Origin of the sequence: Acinetobacter sp. FDAARGOS_494 (assembly GCF_003812225.1) — a bacterium.
Classification (GTDB): domain Bacteria; phylum Pseudomonadota; class Gammaproteobacteria; order Pseudomonadales; family Moraxellaceae; genus Acinetobacter; species Acinetobacter baumannii.
Genome location: NZ_CP033866.1, coordinates 782767 through 802091, shown reverse-complemented (window position 1 = coordinate 802091; position 19325 = coordinate 782767). Strand labels below are relative to the sequence as shown.

Below are 19325 nucleotides of genomic sequence, written 5' to 3'. Positions count from 1 at the left end.
CCTATCTAGATTTCGTTAATGGGTCAGAAAAATAAATTATGACTTCATTTAAGCCAAATCAGAAAATTAAGAGAGTATAAAAATGAACCAGTTTGTAACGAACACGAAAAATGTAATTCGTGGAAAGTATCATCCGGAATTTTTGCAGAATGAAGTCTTAGCCGATATTTTTGCTCATACTGCACAAACTCTTCCTGATAAAACGGCTTTAATTGAAGCAGATAAAACGCTGAGTTATGGTGAGCTGTATCAGCAAGCCTTAATTATGGCTCAACATCTGGCTTTAAAAGGGGTAAAGCCAGGTCATATTGTAGGGCTATGGCTGCCGCGTGGTATTGAGCTTTTAAAAGCTCAACTGGCCATTTGTTTAAGCGGTGCAGCTTGGCTTCCTTTTGATATGGATACGCCCGCGGACCGTATTGCGGTATGTCTTGAAGATGCTGAAGCGGTAGGAATGATTACTACAGATGAATGGTATGAACATTTAGCTGAAGTGCCGCAAACAAAATGGACCAACACCGAGCTGCAAAAACCATTAAGCGAAAGTGTAAGTTTAGCGAAAACCACTCCAGATCAACCTGCCTATATTATTTATACCTCGGGTTCGACAGGTAAACCCAAAGGAATTGTGATTACTCAAAAAAATATTTGTCACTTTTTACGTAGTGAAAATAGTATTTTGGGTATTCAAGAGCAAGACAAGGTCTATCAAGGCTTTTCAGTCGCTTTTGATATGTCGTTTGAAGAGATTTGGCTTTCTTATTTGGTAGGTGCAACGTTGTGGATTGCACCGAAGTCACTTGTCAGTGACCCTGAGCGGTTATGCCAAACCTTAAAGCAGGAACAAATTACAGTACTGCATGCTGTTCCAACGTTACTTGCCTTATTTCCTGAAGACGTACCTAATTTAAGAATTATTAATTTAGGTGGGGAAATGTGTCCGGACTCACTGGTTGACCGCTGGGCATTACCTCATCATCAAATGTTTAACACCTATGGACCAACCGAAACCACGGTTTCTGCAAGTCTTGAGTTATTAGAACGCGGTAAACCCGTCACCATTGGCAAGCCCTTACCAAACTACGGTATGTTGGTCATTAACTCTGAAAGAGAGTTGCTGGAGCAAGGTGAAACAGGGGAGTTATGTATTTTTGGTCCAAGTGTGGCACAAGGCTATTTAGGACGTCCTGATTTAACCGCAGATAAGTTTATTGAAAACCCTTGGGCAATGAGTGTAGAGGAAGAATTACTCTACCGTACTGGGGATTTGGCTAAAATTGATGAGTTTGGTCAAGTACACTGTTTAGGTCGTGCCGATGACCAAGTTAAAATCCGTGGTTTCCGTGTAGAGCTTGGCGAGATCGAAGCTGCGCTTTGCGATATTGATGGAATTGGTACGGCAGCCGTTATTCTTCGTCCTGAAGACGGCATTGATCAACTTATTGCGTTTATTGCGCCAGAAATTGATGCAAAGCAAGCTATAGAAATTAAAGAACTACGGCATAACTTGAGTCAGCGATTACCGCCTTATATGGTGCCAAATCGTTTTGAGATTATTGAAGAAGTTCCACGTCTATTATCCGGGAAAATTGACCGTAAAGCTTTAAAAGCAAGACCGCTCACAAGTGTGGTAGATCGCAGTGAATCTGACCAGCCACAGAACCCGGCCGAAGAAATCCTATTTGAAATTTTGAATCGCTTGTTCCCGAACATGCCGATTAAACTCGATTCAGATTTCTTCGATGATTTAGGCGGGCATTCACTACTCGCTGCTGTTTTAATTTCAAATCTGCGTGAGCATGCGGAATATAGCCATCTGACCATTCAAAACTTATATCAAGCGAGAAGAGTAGGCGCGATTGCTGCACTCATGTTAGAGCAGCCTGAACCTACTTTATTTGATAGCCAAATTGGACAAGATAACCCTCGTAATCAGACCTATAAATGGTTATGTGGTATTGCACAGCTTGTAACTATTCCGGTTTTAATCTCGATTAATATTTTGCAGTGGTTAGCGCCATTCTTTACCTATCACTACTTTACCGGTGGAACTCGCGACAGTATTCCGTATGCGATTGCGTTGTCTTTATTGGTGTATGTCAGTGTCATTATGAGCAGTTTTGTACTGTCGATTACGGTAAAACGACTATTAATGTTAGGAATTGGCGCAGGGCGTTATCCATTATGGGGATTAACCTATTTCCGTTGGTGGCTAGCAGACCGTATTAGTAATATTTCACCTGTCTATCTCTTGTCGGGTTCGACTTTACTTAACTTATATTTGAAAGCACTTGGTGCAAAAATCGGTCACGACGTTACCATTAGTTCTGTACATATTCGTATGCCATCTTTACTGACTATTGAAGATGGCGTGAGTATCGGTTCTCAGGTGAATTTAGAAAATGCCAAAGTTGAACATGGCCACTTGGTATTAGGTTCAATTCACCTTAAACAAGACAGTTATGTAGGTTCGTATGCTGTATTAGAAGAAAATACAGTGTTAGAAAAACAGGCCCATGTAAATGCCTTAACTTCAATTGAATATGACACGGTTGTACCTGAGGGCGAAATTTGGGATGGAACACCTGCTCAGAAAATAGGGCATATAGATGAGCAAGCTAAATTGCCAGAGCGTCCTAAACTATCGTTTATACGTAAAATTGCTGAATATGGATACTATGGCGTTAGCGCATTAATTATTGCCTGTCTTTTCTTTATTCCAATTTTTCCAAGCTTCCTTTTGGTCGACTGGTTAGATGTAAATGTATTTAATATTAACCCGAACAACCATTTGCAAATCGCGCTTTATTATTTCATTTTAGCGATTCCGGCTAGTGCAATGATGATGATGATTACTGCGGTGATTTCTTCAGGTTTACGTAAAATTGCATTGCCGCGTCTTGAAACCGGAACCTATGCGGTTCATGGCAGCACATATTATCGTAAATGGTTTGCGGCCCAAATTTTAGAAACGAGCTTACAAACCTTACATGGCTTGTTTGCCACCATTTATGCGCCTACATGGTTCCGTATGCTTGGAGCAAAAGTAGGTAAAAATACCGAAATTTCTACCGCAACCGGCGTCATTCCAGAAATGCTGACTTTGGGTGAAGAGAGCTTTATTGCCGATGCTGTAATGCTGGGTGATGAAGAGATTAAAGGCGGTTGGATGTCTTTAAAAGCAACCAAAATCGGTAACCGTAGTTTTGTGGGAAATAGTGCTTATATTGCTGATGGGACAGTGTTACCAGACAATGTTTTAATTGGCGTGCAATCAAAAACACCAGATAACCGTGAAATGTATGATGGACAAACTTGGTTTGGTTCTCCGGCGTTGCTGTTACCTGCACGTGAAGCTGCTGAAAAATATCCTGACCATTTAACCTTTAAACCAAGTATTAAGCGCCGTTTAATGCGCGGGTTTATTGAAGGGCTTCGTATTGTATTGCCGGCCGCACTTGCGATTGGGGTGGGTTATATGATCGTGCTAGACGTTATTGATGTGATTAATAACTACAATATTGAGACGGGTCTGGTTGCATTAACGCTCGCAGGACTGCTTTATGGTGTTGGCTGTTTCCTTATTGTTGCGCTATTAAAGTGGATTTTGATTGGTCGCTATCAACCGCGTTCGACACCTATGTGGACCATGTTTGTATGGTTAAGTGAAGGGATTACCAGCCTATATGAATCAGTTGCGATTCCTAACTTCTTAAACTACTTAAGAGGAACACCAATGTTGCCATTCTTCTTGCGTATTTTAGGGGTTCGTATTGGTAAAGACGTTTATATGGATACAGCTGATATTACCGAGTTCGACTGTGTCAGCATTGGTGACCGTGCCGAGTTTAATAGCTTCTCGGGCCCACAAACTCACTTGTTTGAAGACCGTATTATGAAAATTGGGCAAGTAAATGTTGGCAATGATGTAGTGGTCAATGCGCGCAGTATTATTTTATATAACGCAAACGTGAGCAATCATGCAGTGTTAGGGCCATTAACACTGGTCATGAAAGGTGAAAATATTCCGGCTAAATCTGCATGGATTGGTTCACCGGCTGTGCCTTGGGTTCACAAATAATACTTTGTTGAATTGAAAAAAGCCTCTGTAGAAACAGGGGCTTTTTTGTAGATAACTTATGATTAACCTATTTAGCTTGGGCCTAGTAGAGGGGTGTAATTAAATTCATGATTATCTATATAACACTAAATATTTTTTATACTTCAGATAATATTCATTATATTAAATTGATTAATTTTATACTTTTAAACTTAGTTAATTTTTGAAAGATTACTATTAAACTTATATAAAGACTATGGTTATGAGTTAGAGGTTGAAAATCAATGGAGGATTCTATTTCTCTTTTTCTTTGAGTGACCTCTTATCCACAGTGTAAGTTGGATGAAATTATTTAAAAGTATAATTTATAGAATTTTTTTACTTTTTAACTTATAATAAGCCGATGTTCGCAAAAGACTAATTATGGCTTCTGCTGGATTCGAGATATCATAATTTTTAACAAAGATTGTACACTATTACTATGAATACAGATGTTGTTGAGTTAAAAACCATTAATGAAGTTGGTTTACCATTAGATCCTGAGACATTTTCTAGAGTAATCCTAGATTTTTTAGGGCGTAAAGAAAATTTATCTTATAAAAGTCATGATAATTTTATTATAAATCTTGAAGATATATCTCAATTTAATCATATTTTAAATAGTAAAATTTCTTATCAAAAAAATATTATTCTTGAACATTTTTCAATTAACTTTGGATATTCAGATGGTACCTTTCGAGAAATAAATGGCAGTGAGGCTTTGAGTAAATTTCTGGAAACAAGGTCGATTGATACAACTAGTATAAATTTAAATTGGAAAATTATTATTAAGTTTGATCACAGTCCTACTATAGAAACGCAAGAGATTGATTTATTATTTATTTCTTCTATAGAGAAAAAAATTAATGATGAGGATTTTTCATATATAGAGCTTTCTATAAACCACACTAATCAGTCATGGGCCTTGGATATTTTAAGTGCATTTAAGGATAAAATTAATGAGATTGCTATAAAACCTTCAATATTAAAAGAAAAATATAATAAAATAACAGATAACTTATTTTTTGCAACTATAGTGCCTATGTTTTTTATTGTGTTAGGTTTAGGTTTAACTATCCCTGTTGCACAGAATGAAACGCAAAGACTTAGACAAGATTTAGTTCAATATAATTTGAAACAGAACTATAAAGATGATTTATCAAAAGTTGTTGGGCTTTTAAATATTACAACTCTTGAAAGATCTGAATTAAAAGAATTAGGTACTAAAAATAAGGAAATAGAAAAGATAATTGAAAAAAATCAAAAAAATGTTGCATTACACTTAACTCTTATAGTTTTACTTTTTATAATTCCTTTTGTTGTTCGTAAATATATTAAATATAGTATTAATTATTTTAATCATAAAAGCTTTATTTTAGTAAATAATTATTCTCAAAGAAAATTGCAGAAATATAAAGATGATAAAAGTAAGATAACCTATATAGGATTTACTGTCTTTGTAACTTCAATAACATTTTCTATATTGGCATCCGTAATTTTTAAGGTATTAGATGCTCTTGTTTTTTAAATAGTTAAATTAACATACTATATCTTATACGAAATCTCTCTAGCTTTAAAAATAGCCTATTATCAATAGGCTATTTTTATTTCCCCTTTATAAACCCCCATTTAACAATAACTCACTCATTATTTATCCTTACTTTTTAATGATCTAAATTAAAACAAATGTCATTTTGTGTGCTTGACTGCAAAAGGGTTGAGCACTATTCTTTGCCTGCTGGCCACATTGCCAGCCGGCTTTGACAGGCTGATTCAAACGAGCATTAAAGGTTTTATACTTTTAGTGTGTACACCCTCGTGCCCCCTCTGCGGCGGAACGGGAGGGGGACACCTTTGGGTGTGCTGGCCTCGTTTGACCAGTCTGTCAACCCTCTTTCGTTCTGCCACCATAATTTTAATGCTTTGGCAGAACTCCCAATAAAAAGGAGTTGGCTTTGCACATCCATTATTTCTTGGCAAGCTTTGCCAAAAGCTATAACGACACCACATAAGCTTTAAAGCAGTTTGAGGGCCATTAGCGCTTTCAGGCTTTAAATCGTCACAACCAAAAACTTAGCAACAATAAAACTTGAGATGTGCCAAGCACAGTCTTTATAGGCTTTGCTGTGCCTTTTTTTCTCCCAAAAAAGTATCTCATTTACAAACAACAAGAATTTATAACGGTAAAACTATGCCAAATTTAGTTCTTCCAACACGTGCCTTATATGTTGTAAATAAAGCAATTGATCTATTTCACCACCGGGGATTTCACCTTATTGGCGTCGACAGGATAGTGAAAGAGTCAGAGATTACAAAAGCCACTTTTTATAATTATTTTCACTCTAAAGAACGACTCATTGAAATTTGCCTGATGGTGCAAAAAGAAAAGCTCCAAGAACAAGTGGTCGCAATGGTCGAATATGACTTAAGCACTCCTGCCATCGATAAACTCAAAAAGCTTTATGATTTACATACCGATTTAGAAGGGCCGTATTACTTATTATTTAAAGCCGTTTTTGAAATTAAAAATAGTTATCCCAACGCTTATCAAACCGCGGTGCGCTATAGAACCTGGCTAAAAAATGAAATTTATAGCCAGCTTAGAGTACTAAACGCGGATACTTCTTTTAATGATGCCAAACTATTTTTATATATGGTGGAGGGCACAATCATTCAGCTTTTAAGCTCTGGTGGGGTAGATGAAAGGGAGAGATTACTAGATTATTTTCTTGGTCTAAGTGATCTAGGCCGATTTCAAATAGAAAGTTAAGGTCAATCAAAATACATACAAATTAAAAGAGTTATTTCTATAAAAGCCCGCTAATGAGGGCTTTTATAGATTGGTTTTTCTAGCTGAGGTAGTCTCTAAGAAAGCCTGCTTGGCCAAATAGTTTTTCTCGGAATTCGGCTTCTAATTGTTCTGTTTGCATGTTTAACGGGTCAAAATTTTCTGCTCTGACATCCAGCATATCTACAAATGCTTTAGACAAAATTCCGACCCGATTGATTCCACCAAAACCTAAATAAATACCATCCTTCAACTGTTTCAAAGTGAAGTTAATATCTTTTCTTTTTAAGATTTTTATCCAATATTTAAAAATAATAGGCGTGATGAGTTTTGCAACTCTAGCTAAAGCTACTTTTCTGTTTTTGCTAGAATTTCCTCCTATCGCATTTAATACATCAAACGCGACCGATTTATGCTCAAGCTCCTCGAGGGCATGCCACTCCCACAGATTTCTGCTCTCTTGCGTGGTTTTTGCTTTAATTAACGAGTCTGTGAGTAATAGGCGAGCAAGTGTGGCGGTGTAGTGTTCCATCACGACTGTAGCAGTGACTTGTTCGACTGCTGAAAGTTGACGTAATTTATCCAAGCGTGCTTTGGTTTTGGCCTCAATTTCGACAACTTCAGGATAGTTCGAATGGATAAGGTGATTGTTTAGCGTTTTATGTTCACGGCTATGGAAAGCTTCTTGAGCAATAAAGGCTTTTATATCTTCTAAAAGTTTTTCATCCTTAATTTGATTTCGAACATTTCTAATGCTTTCTATAAAAAACATTTCACCAGCGGGAAACATCGCTGAAAGTACAACGAATAAGGAAGTAACAACAGGATTTTCCTCATAATAAAAAGAGTAACTTTTATGATGATCGTAAGTCAGTTCAACATTACGACGAAAAATTTTTTGATCCGATTTTAGAGCTGTATTCATTTTTTTAAACTCATCTTTATAAAATAATTGATCAAATTTTGATTTATACTAAAATTTATCAATGAATTTATACAGAAAAAAGACGGATTATTAGAAGGATAAAAAATTATGGTAACTATAAGAAAACCAAAACAAAATAGAGCAATAAATACCTTTGATTCTATAGTGGGTGCCGGATTTATATCTGTTATGAAAAATGGCTTGGACCATACAACAGTACTTAAAGTGTGTGAGATAGCAGGCGTAGGATCGGGGAGTTTTTATGAGTACTTTAAAAATAAAGAAGCACTTTTTGTTGAGATGCAGCAGCACTTTATTGCAGAAATTTCAAAAGTTATTTATGGCGTGATTCCTGAAATTTTAGATTTAGAGATTCCTGAAGCAATCAGAACAATTTTTTTAAAAATCGGCGAGTTTTTGGCAAAAGATAATAATAAATATTTTTATTGGCTCAGTGTTTCTTCTAAATATAGTACTGAGGCAAGTCATGTAAAAGCCGTAAAAGCGATCAATGTCTTGGCCATTGAATATGCTATGAAGCATCCTGAAGTATTAAAAATCAAAAATTTAAAAATGATGGTTTATATTTTGATTCATTCAAGTATTGCTTTAACAATGAACTTTTTTACTTCTGAAAATATGGGTTTTACTTTTGAAGAGTTAGTTGACTGCTTAATTAATATTACGATGTCATACATAGAAGATGATAGAAATAAAGTCGCTTAATTTACGTTCGTCAATTTATGATTTTTAGCGCCTAAATGTATGCCAAATTAAAGGCTTCCATCTATTTATCATAAAAACAACAAATAGAATGAAAGCCTAAAATTTGAATTACAATTTAGAATGTATTTTTAATAATAACGTCGTCGTAAGGGAGTTTGCCCACGCGTGGATAAGGTTCTGAAGCAGATTTACCAACCGCAATCATTAAACACACCACGTGATCTTCAGGTAAGTTAATGAGCTTTGCCATTGCATCAAAGTCAAAACCGTCCATTGGACAGCTATCTAAACCATGCTCTTGAGCAAGTAACATAAGGGTTTGAGCAAAGATGCCCGCACTACGCATCACTTCGTCACGTTGGGTTTGTGGGCGGTCACGGTAATACTGGTCGATTGCACCAACCATAATATCTTGAACTTCTGGAGAAGCTCCATCCCATACACGTTTAGCGTCAACTTCCCATGTATTTACTTTGGCACATAACACAAGCAGTAATGATGACTCTGTTACTTGTGGTTGGTCCCAAGCAATCGCGCGAATTTTTTGTCTTAACTCTGCATCTTCAACAATGACTGGACGCCAATGCTGCAAGTTAAAAGCGCTTGGTGCATTTGCTAAAACTTCTTGTAATAACTGCTTCTTGTCATCTTCAGAGAGTTGAAAAGCAGGGTCGAAGCGTTTAACTGCACGGCGTTTGCGGAGAGCATCAATAACATTCATAAGATTTTCCTACTTGAGAGTTGGGTAGCCGTAGTCGTTAGTTTTTATAACGTTGGGCTACTTCAGCCGAAGAGAAGTTTGGTAATAATGTCATACGCGATTTTTCAAAATTATTCCATTGATTTTCATCTTTCAGCACAGGAATTGTAATTGTTTCTTTACGATCAAAACCAATCAGGGCTGCATCGACCAAATCATTGACATCCATTAATGGCGGAACTTGGCTTAAATCTATACCTGAACGTTCCCAAATTTCGGTTTTAGTGGCAGAAGGCAATACCGCTTGAACGTGTACCCCATGATCTTTTAACTCTAAATGTAAACCTTGGCTAAAAAATTGAATAAAGGATTTACTTGCGCCATAAATGGTAGAACCAAATTCAGGCGCTAAGCCCAGCACAGAGCCTAAATTAATAATGGCGCCTTTACCTTTGCGTATAAGGGATTGCGACATTGCATGAGACAATCGCACCACCGCAGTCATATTTAAAGTTAGAAGTTTTTCAATCTCATTACGATCTTGAGTTAAAAAGTTTCCGTTCAGTGCAATCCCAGCATTATTTACCAAAATTTCAATATCAGCATCGTTTTTGAGTACATCTTCAATTTTGCGTATATCTTGATCGTTTGATAAATCGGCTTGAATGAACTCGACCTGTACGCCGTATTTTTCTTGAAGATCTTTTGAAATTTTATCTAAACGGTTGGTATCTCGTGCCACCAAGATTAAGTGATAGCCACGTTGAGCAAATCGATCTGCATAAACAGAACCAATTCCTGACGAAGCCCCTGTAATAAGTACTTTTGATTGAACTGACATGTGATGTCTCCACGCTTTGATTTTTAGATGATGATCATAATCTAAAATATATGGGTTTTGATGTCAATCATAATCAATGTATAATAATGACGAGCAAGGTGAATAAAAGTGAGCGCACCAACATGAAAGTTAGTAAAACTCAGGTAAAAGAAAACCGAGATAAAATTGTTGAAAAGGCGACTCAACTGTTCCGTAGTAAAGGCTACGACGGGGTGGGCATTGCCGAATTAATGTCTAGCGCAGGCTTTACTCACGGTGGGTTTTATAAACATTTCAGCTCGAAAACAGACCTTGTTACTATTACTGCCAAACATGGTCTTGAGCAGGTTTTAAAAAGAATAGAAGGTTTAAACTTACCCCAATTTATTCAAATGTATGTGTCTCGTACACATCGGGACAACCGAGATCAGGGCTGTACCTTAACAGCGCTATCTTGTGATGCCGCTAGACAGCCCGACGAAGTAAAAGTCGAGTTTGAAGAGGGCATTGAGCAGCTTATTGAGTTCATTATGAATGAACGCGCAAAACAAGTTTCTTTAGAAACAGAAGAGCTGAGAAAGCAAGCTATTAATATTCTTGCTCAGTCAGTAGGGGCAATTGCATTGTCACGTGCATGCCCAGACCAATCAAACCTTAGCGATGAAATCTTGGAGAGCTGTAGAGAGAGTCTTTTAAAATTAACCGATTAAGTTTTTTTATCTTTTAAGCTGGTTTGACTAAACTGAATTAATCTCGCTATATCGACTGTTCGCTCATAAATGAGTTCTGCTGCATGTTCGCAGGCGTGTTCTAGGGTGATGGGGCCATTGGCTAGTGAAAAAGCGGCGCTTACGCCGTGCTCATAAAGTGCTTGGTAGCCTTCACCTAAAGTTCCTGTAATCACAATGACCGGAACATTGTGGGCTTTGGCAATTTGGCTTATCCCAAAAACGGTTTTACCGCTTAAGGTTTGTTGGTCAAATTTACCTTCACCCGTAATTACCCAATCTGCGTTAGAGATTTTATGCTCAAGCTGATTCAGTTCAGCCACAACTTTAACGCCAGCTTTAAAGTCTGCATTTAAATAACTTTTGGCGGCGAAGCCCAAACCACCAGCAGCCCCAGAACCCGCTTCATCTCGTTTGTCGAAACCTAAAAGTTGTGCCGTGACATCGGCAAAATGGGCAAGGGCTGCATCGAGTAACTGTACTTGAGCAGGAGAAGCACCTTTTTGTGGGCCAAAAATATGTGATGCGCCGTTTGGGCCACAAAGTGGATTGGTTACATCGGCAGCCAGTAAAAACCGTGTGTGCTGAATACGTGAGTCGAAATGTGTTAAATCAATTTTGGATAGGTGGCTAAGGGCAAGGCCGCCAGCGGGTAAAACGTTTTGGTTAGCATCGAGTAAAACTGCACCCAAAGCACTGAGTAAGCCTGTGCCGCCATCATTGGTCGCGCTGCCGCCTACAGTTAAAATAATGTCTTTTGCACCCGTGTCTAAGGCATCCAAAATAAGCTGGCCTGTGCCAAACGTTGTGCTGTGGCAGGCATCACGCTCAGACGGTGGAACCAACTGTATGCCACTCGCTTGAGCCATTTCAATCATGGCAATTTTTTGTTTTTCTAACCATCCCCATTTGGCCTGAACAGGCTGACCTAATGGTCCAACCACTGTTTTTTCACGCCATTGTCCATCGCAGACTTCTAAAACTGCTTCAATGGTTCCTTCACCGCCATCTGCCATTGGGCACAAAATCGTTTCTGCATGAGGAAATACTGCTTGCCATCCTTGGGCAATGGCTTGAGCTACCTTTAAAGCAGATAAGCTATCTTTAAATGAATCAGGGGCGATCACAACCTTCATAAATGCTCTAATGCAGATAAATTTTTAATTGTTTTATACTGCTTAATGCGAAAAAAACATAGATAAAGTCGTGTAAGTGTCAATTTTAAAAAGCTTTCAGTCGGTTAAAAATGAAACCCAATAATGTTTTTATCTGTAAAAGATAGAATTAATATCTATTTAAATCATTGTTTTGTATTTTTTTATGCAAATAACGTGGTTGGCTTGAATTATTGTAATTGTAAAGAATATGGCACATATTATAAGAACGGTTGAGCCGGCTTTTAGCATAGTGGCAATAATATAAAAAGTGGACTCTACTCATCGGTAAACAGCGGGTAGCTTTGATAAAACCATAATTAAATTGTGATTTCACTGAGCCTGTTGAGTGTAAAAAAGATAAGAGGATGAAAAAGTGGATAATTCAGAAGAACAAAAGCACATACAGGAAAATAACGGTTTTGCGCGAATTGAGCCATATACTCATCCTGCTGGCGGGTGGGGTGCACTGCTCAGTGTTGCTCGTAACTTAAAGCGACAAGATATTTTAGGTAAAGGTTCAATTACCTTACTCAATATTAACCAGCCTACAGGTTTTGACTGTCCCGGTTGTGCATGGCCTGAAAAGAAAGATGCTCATGCCTTTAACTTCTGTGAAAATGGTGCAAAGGCGGTTGCTTTTGAAGCGACCAGTAAAACCGTCACTCCCGAATATTTTGCAGGGCATACCGTTAGTTGGCTATCAGAACAAAGTGACTTTTTCCTAGAAGACCTAGGCCGCTTAACCGACCCAGTTCGTTATGATGCTGCAACCGATAAATATGTGCCTATTTCATGGGACGATGCCTTTAAGCTCATCGCTCAACATTTGCATGCGCTAGACCATCCAGACCAAGCGGCATTTTATACCTCTGGCCGTGCCAGTAACGAAGCAGCATTTTTATATCAATTGTTTGTGCGAAGCTTTGGTACAAATAACTTTCCAGATTGCTCGAACATGTGCCATGAAACCACAAGTGTTGGTTTGCTCGACTCGATTGGTTTAGGAAAAGGCACAGTCACCTTAGAAGATTTTGATTTAGCCGACGCCATTTTTAGTTTTGGGCATAACCCGGGAACCAACCATCCACGTATGTTAGGTACTTTGCGTGAAGTGTCTAAACGCGGCGGCAACATTATTGCGATTAACCCTATTAAAGAGCGAGGTCTCGAACGTTTCCAAGACCCGCAAGCACCGCTTGAAATGATGACCAATGGCAGTACGCCAATTAGTCGCTATTATTTCCAGCCTAAAATTGGCGGCGACTATGCACTGATGTTGGGTATTTTAAAGCACTTACATGAGTGGGATAAAAAGGCCCTTGCCTCGGGCAAACCAAGCGTTTTTGACCGAAACTTTATTGCAGTCAATACCGTTGGTTTCGACGAAATGATTGCTGAGGTAGAAAGAACGGAGTGGGCAGATCTTTATAAGCACTCAGGTCTGTCACCTGAACATTTAGAAAAACTGGCTAAACTCTTTTTAGAGTCAGAGCGTTCAATTTTCTGTTGGGGTATGGGGATTACCCAGCATCGTCACGGAACTGCTAACGTACATATGCTGGCAAATTTATTGTTGGCACGTGGTCAAATTGGTAGACCGGGTGCAGGGCTTTGTCCGGTTCGTGGGCACAGTAACGTGCAAGGCGACCGCACTATGGGCATTAATGAACTCCCTAGCCCGAAACTTCTCGATAATATTGACCGTGTGTTCGGTATTAAATCACCAAGAAAAAATGGATATGGTGTGGTTGAAACCATTAAAGCCATGGCCGAAGGTGATATCAAAGTCTTTATTGGTTTGGGCGGAAACTTTGCCGTTGCAACACCTGACACCGCTTATACACAAGAAGCGCTTAGAAAATGTAATTTAACCGTACATGTGGCAACCAAGTTAAATCGTAGCCATTTGGTGTGTGGTAAAGATGCGCTTATTTTGCCATGTTTAGGCCGTACCGAAATTGATGAGCAGCTTCATGGACCACAAGCTATTACAGTTGAAGACTCAATGAGTAATGTCCACTTGTCTGCAGGGCGTAATACTCCAATTTCTAAAAATATTTTGTCTGAACCCGATATTGTGGCAAGAATGGCTGAGGCCGTGCTGCCAGAGAGTCAGATTAAATGGAAATGGTACATTGAAAGCTATGACCGCATTCGTGACTCAATTGCCGATGTGTTTGATGAATTCCATGATTTTAATTTACGCGTTTATAAACCCGGCGGTTTCCATTTAGAACATCCAGCTAATCAGCACATCTGGAATACAAAGAGTGGTAAAGCGCAATTTCTAATTACGCCACTTGAAGAAGTCTATGCGGATAAAGAAAATCAGTACGCTGCTGCATATACCGAAAGTAAGGTTTATACCTTAATGACCACCCGTTCTCACGACCAATACAACACCACTTTATATGGTCTGGATGACCGTTACCGTGGGGTGTTTGGTCAGCGCCGTGTGTTGTTTATGAACCAAGCCGATATTGATGAAGCGGGCTTTGAAGCAAATCAGTGGGTCGATATTGAAAGTGTTTTCTCGGATGGTGTGAAGCGTATTGTGCATAGTTTCCGTATTGTGCCGTACAACATTCCACGAGGCAGCTTAGCGGCTTACTATCCGGAAACCAATCCTTTGGTGGCCTTAAGCAGTCATGATAAATATGCCAAGATTCCGGCTTCTAAAAGTGTTCCTGTGATTTTACATCCCGGAAATGCGCCAGAGCATTTTAACTTGGCAACAGCCGTTGACCCTGAAGATGCCAATAAGAAAGTCAGCAGTCTTTAAGTGAATCTGATTTTTTAAAATGAAATTTAAGCAAAAGGCGCTCTAAACAAGCGCCATTTTGAAGTAAAGGAAATAATTTTGACACCACATGCTTATGGGGTTGAAACATTGCCAGTACAGCGGTTTAACAAAACCGAATCTGAAAATGTCTTAGATCATATTGTGCAAGAGTACCCAATTGCCTTGGTATATAACGGTATTTCGCATGCGGTGATGATGGCGACACCGACCGATGTCGATTTATTTGCTAAAGGTTTTAGTCTCTCGGAAGGAATTTTAACCAGCTTAAAAGAGCTATATACCCTTGATGTGCATCAAAATGAACTAGGCATTACGGTGGAAATGACCATTTCATCGAGAGCATTTGCCGCCCTAAAGGAACATCGCCGTATGATGGTAGGCCGTACAGGCTGCGGTTTATGTGGAATTGAAAGCTTAGAGCAGTTTCAGTTAGACGTGCCAAAAATTACAACGCATGCATCAAAAATATGGCTTGAGCAAATTCCGAGTGCTATTTCCCATTTAAAAACTCAACAAGAAATTACTGCTTTAACGGGTGGGGCGCATGCCGCAGCGTGGGTAGTTGACGGTCAAATCGTGGCTTTATTTGAAGATGTGGGCCGCCATAATGCCTTAGACAAATTGCTCGGTTATTTAGCGCAAGAAAATTACGACACCAGTTTAGGTTTTGTGGTGATGACCAGTCGGGCAAGTTATGAACTGATACGAAAATGTGCTCAGCTCAATATTAGCTTGCTTGCTTCAATTTCAGCGCCTACCAGTATGGCCATTCAGTTAGCCAAGCAATCGGGCCTGACTTTGGCAAGCTTTTGTAGGGGCGATGGATTTGTTTTATATACGGAAATATAAAATATGTCGTTTAATATGAGTGAATTAGGGCTGGGTTCATTCGATATTCCTTTCACTTTTAAGCTAAGGTTAGTTTTTATAGATTATTATAAAATTCTAAAGGTTCAGAGTCTGTCCAAATGTCTTGGGTACAATCAATAAAAGAATGGGCAAAACGTCTAAAAAAACAAATTATTATGCTTTGGTTTGCCTCAAGGCATCCTCAAATGCCGTGGTTACCCAAAATTATTGCTGTGGTAGCGGTGGCTTATGCGTTTAGTCCAATCGACTTAATTCCAGACTTTATTCCTATTTTAGGCTTCATTGATGACGCGGTTATTTTACCCATACTCATTTGGTTAGCAGTTCGTTTTACGCCTCAGCAAGTCATTTTTGATGCTGAACAACAAGCTAAAGAATGGCTAGATGAACATGAAAAGCGGCCAAAAAACTATTTGGTTGCCGTACTTATTATTTTAATTTGGCTCACACTTGCCGTGATGGCTTACTTTTATTTTGGCGGTGGTTTGTAAGTGAACTGAGTCTTGAAACCCTGTGCGAATTTAATACCCTTAACATTGTACTTTGCCACAACTCAAAGGATAATAACGTTTTTATAAGCTATGGGTTGCAGACCATGAAAATCGTCGCAGATGAAAATTTGGCGTTTACCGATTACTTTTTTTCAGAGTTTGGCGATATTCAATATAAAGCAGGGCGCACCTTAACGCATACAGACGTACAAGATGCTGAAGCTTTATTGGTTCGTTCAGTCACCGCAGTAAATGAAAGTTTAATTCAAAATACCGCCCTAAAATATGTGGGCAGTGCCACAATCGGGACCGATCATTTAGATATTCAAGCTTTAGAAAAGCAGGGCATTACATGGGCCAATGCAGCAGGTTGTAATGCACAGGCGGTTGCTGAATATGTCATTACAGCTTTACTGCATTTAGATGCTAGCCTTTTAGAACAACAAGAAAAATTTACGCTAGGCATTGTGGGGCTTGGCAATGTCGGTAAGCGCTTGGCCTATATGGCTCAGTTGCTTGGTTGGAAAGTGATTGGCTTCGACCCCTATGTACAGTTAGATTCAATTGAAAATGTAAGCTTTCAAACCTTGTTGCAACAAGCTAATGCAGTTTCAATTCATGTGCCGCTGACCAAAAAAGGCGAACATGCGACATATCATCTGTTTGACGAAAAAGCTTTTGCAGCGCTTCAACCGAACACGATTTTAATTAATAGTGCACGTGGTCCGGTCGTAAAAGAAGCCGCTTTAATCGAAGACATTCAACGTACCCAGCGTAAAGTGGTACTCGATGTATTTGAGCATGAGCCAGTGATATCTGAAGAGCTTTTAAATATGTTGGCGTTGGCGACACCGCATATTGCAGGTTATAGCTTGGAAGGAAAAGCTCGTGGTACGCAAATGATTTATGAAGCGTTTTGTCAAAAATTTGGATATGACATTAATAAGCGTTTCGAAACCCAGTTGCCTGCATGTGAAGACTATTTTTCAGGACATGATTTAAAAGCAGTGTTAAAGCAAAAACTATCTCAAATTTATGATATTGCTCAAGATGATGCCAACATCCGTGCCTGTGTTAAAGAGGGCAAGGTAGAGCAAAAAGCATTTGATTTATTACGTAAGAATTATCCGCTGCGCCGTGAATGGGCAGCTCACGGGGGACCACAGGCATGAGTTTAAGTTATCAACCTACTTGTTCAATTGATGCCTTAAAGGCTCGTGCCAAGCTTTATACTCAAATCCGTCAGTTTTTTGCAGAACGTGAAGTCATGGAAGTCGAAACACCAATCGTTTCACAAGCAGGTGTGACTGACGTACATTTAGCCTCAGTTCAGGCGTTACGTCATATCAATGGCAAATTGCAGACTCAGTATTTACAGACTTCGCCTGAATTTGCCATGAAACGTTTACTGGCAAGTGGCAGCGGACCGATTTATCAAATCTGTAAGGTTTTCCGAGACGATGAGCACGGGCGCAAACACAACAGTGAATTTACCATGCTTGAATGGTACCGTCCGGGTCTGGACTTAAAAGCGTTAATGCACGAAACAGCCGATTTATTACAAACCTGTTTGCAGCATCGTTTTGGCGAAGTTCGTCCATTTATTTTAAGTTATAAGCATGCTTTTCAGGACCGTTTAGATATTAACCCGTTGCAAGCGACTTTGAAGCAACTTAAAGACACAGCAAATCGTGTTGGGTTAAATCTCGACTTGGGCGATGACCGTTTAGCTTATATGGATTTGTTGTTTTCTCATTTTGTTGAACCAAGTTTAGGGTTTGATGCACCTGTCTTTTTAACTGACTTTCCACCAGAAATGGCATCTTTAGCGAAAGTGAAATTAGATGAAGATGGGGAAGAGGTTGCAGCGCGTTTTGAGGTTTATATCGAAGGCTTAGAGCTAGCCAATGCTTACGATGAATTGCTCGATTCAGACGTGTTGCGTTCTCGCTTTGAAGCAGATAATGCAGAGCGAGCTAAACAAGGACTTCATATCATGCCATTAGATGAGCACTTGTTAGCAGCATTGTCTCATATGCCTGAATGTTCAGGGATCGCTTTGGGAATTGACCGATTACTCATGGTTGCAACCGATCAACTTAAAATTGAAAAAGTCATTGCTTTTCCAGCCGAAATTGCCTGAAAACAACGAAATAAAAAAGCCACAATAATGTGGCTTTTTTATTTAGAACTTATTTAAGTTAGGCTTGTTGAATACCTGCAACAACCCAATCTTGCTGTGAACCAACAGGTTTTACAAAGTGCCAGATTTCAGTAAATGGCTGTGGCAAGCTGTTTAAATCTTCACTTACTGTACCTGTGAAACGTACGCTCACAATGTATTGACCATTTTCAGTCGCACTGTCTACAACCATTGCATTTAAGTTACTAAACTCAGCAACGTCCTGATCTTGGTTCTCCATGATGTCGTTATACATAGAGTTATAAAGTTCAGGGGTTAAGTAACGACGAATTTCTTCAATGTTACTTGCACTATTGATTGACTGAATGTGGTTAAAACGCTGACGGGCAACGCGTAAGAAAGAAGCAGGCTCACTACCATCTGGTAATTGGTTACCGCTATTCGTCGTTGCGCTACCAAAAGGAGCTTGTGTTGCTGCACCGCCACCTACAGATTGACCAAAGATATTGGTATTATCACCTGTATTGGTTGGAGCTGCCGAGCGGCCAAATGGGTTTTGACCGCCATTATTTGGTGCATAAGGGTTATTAGCTGCTAATTTTTTTTTTGATCCCAATTTACGGAATACAAAGAAAGCTACAGCGGCTGCAAGTAAGACCCAAAGCCAGCCAGGAATACCACCTTTTTTCTCTTCTTGGGCTTGAACAGCTTGTTCATTACCAGGTTGAGTTACTTGGTGTTCAGCTGATGTTGATTTGTCATCTGCTAAAGCATTTGCTGCAACAGCACCTACGGCAGCACCAGCCACACCAGCGGCAACCATTGAACCAACACCTGGACCAGATCTCTGAGGTGCTGTAGCAGGTTGTTGAACTGGAGTCACTTGACGAGGTTGTTGATAAGACTGGCTTGAAGTAGTAGAACGTGCCATACCGTGGCTTTTACCACCACCTGCACGTTTAGCTTCAGCAAGCGGAGAAATTGCTAAAGCAGCCATTAAAATACCGGTAATCAAGCCACGCTGGTGTACTTCCATAGGAAATTCCTGTTTAAAGTTAATTTGTAATAGTATTTA

The 19325-nt window shown here is 39.2% G+C and carries 15 protein-coding genes; 10 read left to right on the top strand and 5 right to left on the bottom strand.

The features are described from left to right. Window positions 1-82: 82 nt before the first annotated feature. The 3 genes from posA to EG365_RS03995 all read left to right on the top strand — a co-directional run bounded on the left by posA (window position 83) and on the right by EG365_RS03995 (window position 6869). A complete protein-coding gene (gene posA / locus EG365_RS04005) occupies window positions 83-4081 on the top strand; it encodes a delta-poly-L-ornithine synthetase PosA (protein WP_001071463.1) in 3999 nt (1332 codons plus the stop codon). A 460-nt stretch (window positions 4082-4541) separates the two neighbouring features. Continuing rightward, the gene (locus tag EG365_RS04000) at window positions 4542-5627 is read left to right on the top strand and encodes a hypothetical protein (protein WP_001090811.1); all 1086 of its coding nucleotides are present in this window, start codon (window positions 4542-4544) and stop codon (window positions 5625-5627) included. 663 nt (window positions 5628-6290) lie between these two features. Then, a complete protein-coding gene (locus tag EG365_RS03995; RefSeq protein ID WP_001133239.1) occupies window positions 6291-6869 on the top strand; it encodes a TetR/AcrR family transcriptional regulator in 579 nt (192 codons plus the stop codon). A gap of 79 nt (window positions 6870-6948) precedes the next feature. Here the strand turns inward: EG365_RS03995 and EG365_RS03990 are convergent, their stop codons facing one another. Then, entirely contained in the window at window positions 6949-7812 is an 864-nt protein-coding gene (locus EG365_RS03990; RefSeq protein ID WP_001090411.1) for a metal-dependent hydrolase, read from the bottom strand. Between the two features lie 108 nt (window positions 7813-7920). Here EG365_RS03990 and EG365_RS03985 point away from each other — a divergent pair, with 108 nt between their 5' ends. Next, window positions 7921-8538: a TetR/AcrR family transcriptional regulator gene (locus EG365_RS03985; RefSeq protein ID WP_000256447.1), complete on the top strand. Its 618-nt coding sequence runs from the start codon at window positions 7921-7923 to the stop codon at window positions 8536-8538. A gap of 115 nt (window positions 8539-8653) precedes the next feature. Here EG365_RS03985 and EG365_RS03980 read toward each other — a convergent pair whose 3' ends face one another. Together EG365_RS03980 and EG365_RS03975 are read right to left on the bottom strand one after the other, a co-directional pair. Next, a complete protein-coding gene (locus EG365_RS03980) occupies window positions 8654-9259 on the bottom strand; it encodes a nitroreductase family protein (RefSeq protein ID WP_001100696.1) in 606 nt (201 codons plus the stop codon). A gap of 37 nt (window positions 9260-9296) precedes the next feature. Further along, on the bottom strand, window positions 9297-10079 hold the full coding sequence (locus EG365_RS03975) for an SDR family NAD(P)-dependent oxidoreductase (RefSeq protein ID WP_000116132.1): 783 nt from the start codon (window positions 10077-10079) through the stop codon (window positions 9297-9299). A 122-nt stretch (window positions 10080-10201) separates the two neighbouring features. Between EG365_RS03975 and EG365_RS03970 the strand changes: the two genes are divergently transcribed. Beyond that, window positions 10202-10768 carry a TetR/AcrR family transcriptional regulator gene (locus EG365_RS03970; protein ID WP_000868723.1) on the top strand — a complete coding sequence of 189 codons (567 nt, stop codon included), beginning with the start codon at window positions 10202-10204 and terminating at the stop codon, window positions 10766-10768. Here EG365_RS03970 and EG365_RS03965 read toward each other — a convergent pair. Further along, on the bottom strand, window positions 10765-11922 hold the full coding sequence (locus EG365_RS03965) for a glycerate kinase (RefSeq protein WP_000869504.1): 1158 nt from the start codon (window positions 11920-11922) through the stop codon (window positions 10765-10767). The two genes, EG365_RS03970 and EG365_RS03965, sit on opposite strands and share 4 nt — an antisense overlap. 394 nt (window positions 11923-12316) lie before the next feature. On the opposite strand from EG365_RS03965, the gene EG365_RS03960 reads away from it, so the two are divergent. The 5 genes from EG365_RS03960 to epmA all read left to right on the top strand — a co-directional run bounded on the left by EG365_RS03960 (window position 12317) and on the right by epmA (window position 18250). Next, window positions 12317-14725 (top strand): FdhF/YdeP family oxidoreductase, encoded by a 2409-nt coding sequence (locus EG365_RS03960; RefSeq protein ID WP_000370439.1) that lies wholly within the window; start codon window positions 12317-12319, stop codon window positions 14723-14725. A gap of 78 nt (window positions 14726-14803) precedes the next feature. Further along, window positions 14804-15595 carry a formate dehydrogenase accessory sulfurtransferase FdhD gene (fdhD, locus tag EG365_RS03955; protein WP_000187643.1) on the top strand — a complete coding sequence of 264 codons (792 nt, stop codon included), beginning with the start codon at window positions 14804-14806 and terminating at the stop codon, window positions 15593-15595. Between the two features lie 119 nt (window positions 15596-15714). Further along, entirely contained in the window at window positions 15715-16107 is a 393-nt protein-coding gene (locus tag EG365_RS03950) for a YkvA family protein (RefSeq protein WP_000119198.1), read from the top strand. Window positions 16108-16211: 104 nt separating this feature from the next. Next, window positions 16212-17279 carry a 4-phosphoerythronate dehydrogenase gene (locus EG365_RS03945; protein ID WP_000706093.1) on the top strand — a complete coding sequence of 356 codons (1068 nt, stop codon included), beginning with the start codon at window positions 16212-16214 and terminating at the stop codon, window positions 17277-17279. Beyond that, window positions 17276-18250, top strand: a complete 975-nt coding sequence (gene epmA, locus EG365_RS03940; protein WP_000059537.1) for an EF-P lysine aminoacylase EpmA — start codon at window positions 17276-17278, stop codon at window positions 18248-18250. The genes EG365_RS03945 and epmA overlap by 4 nt, the downstream gene beginning before the upstream one ends. 58 nt (window positions 18251-18308) lie before the next feature. Here the strand turns inward: epmA and EG365_RS03935 are convergent, their stop codons facing one another. Then, window positions 18309-19286: a Tim44 domain-containing protein gene (locus EG365_RS03935; RefSeq protein ID WP_000451848.1), complete on the bottom strand. Its 978-nt coding sequence runs from the start codon at window positions 19284-19286 to the stop codon at window positions 18309-18311. Window positions 19287-19325 lie beyond the last annotated feature (39 nt).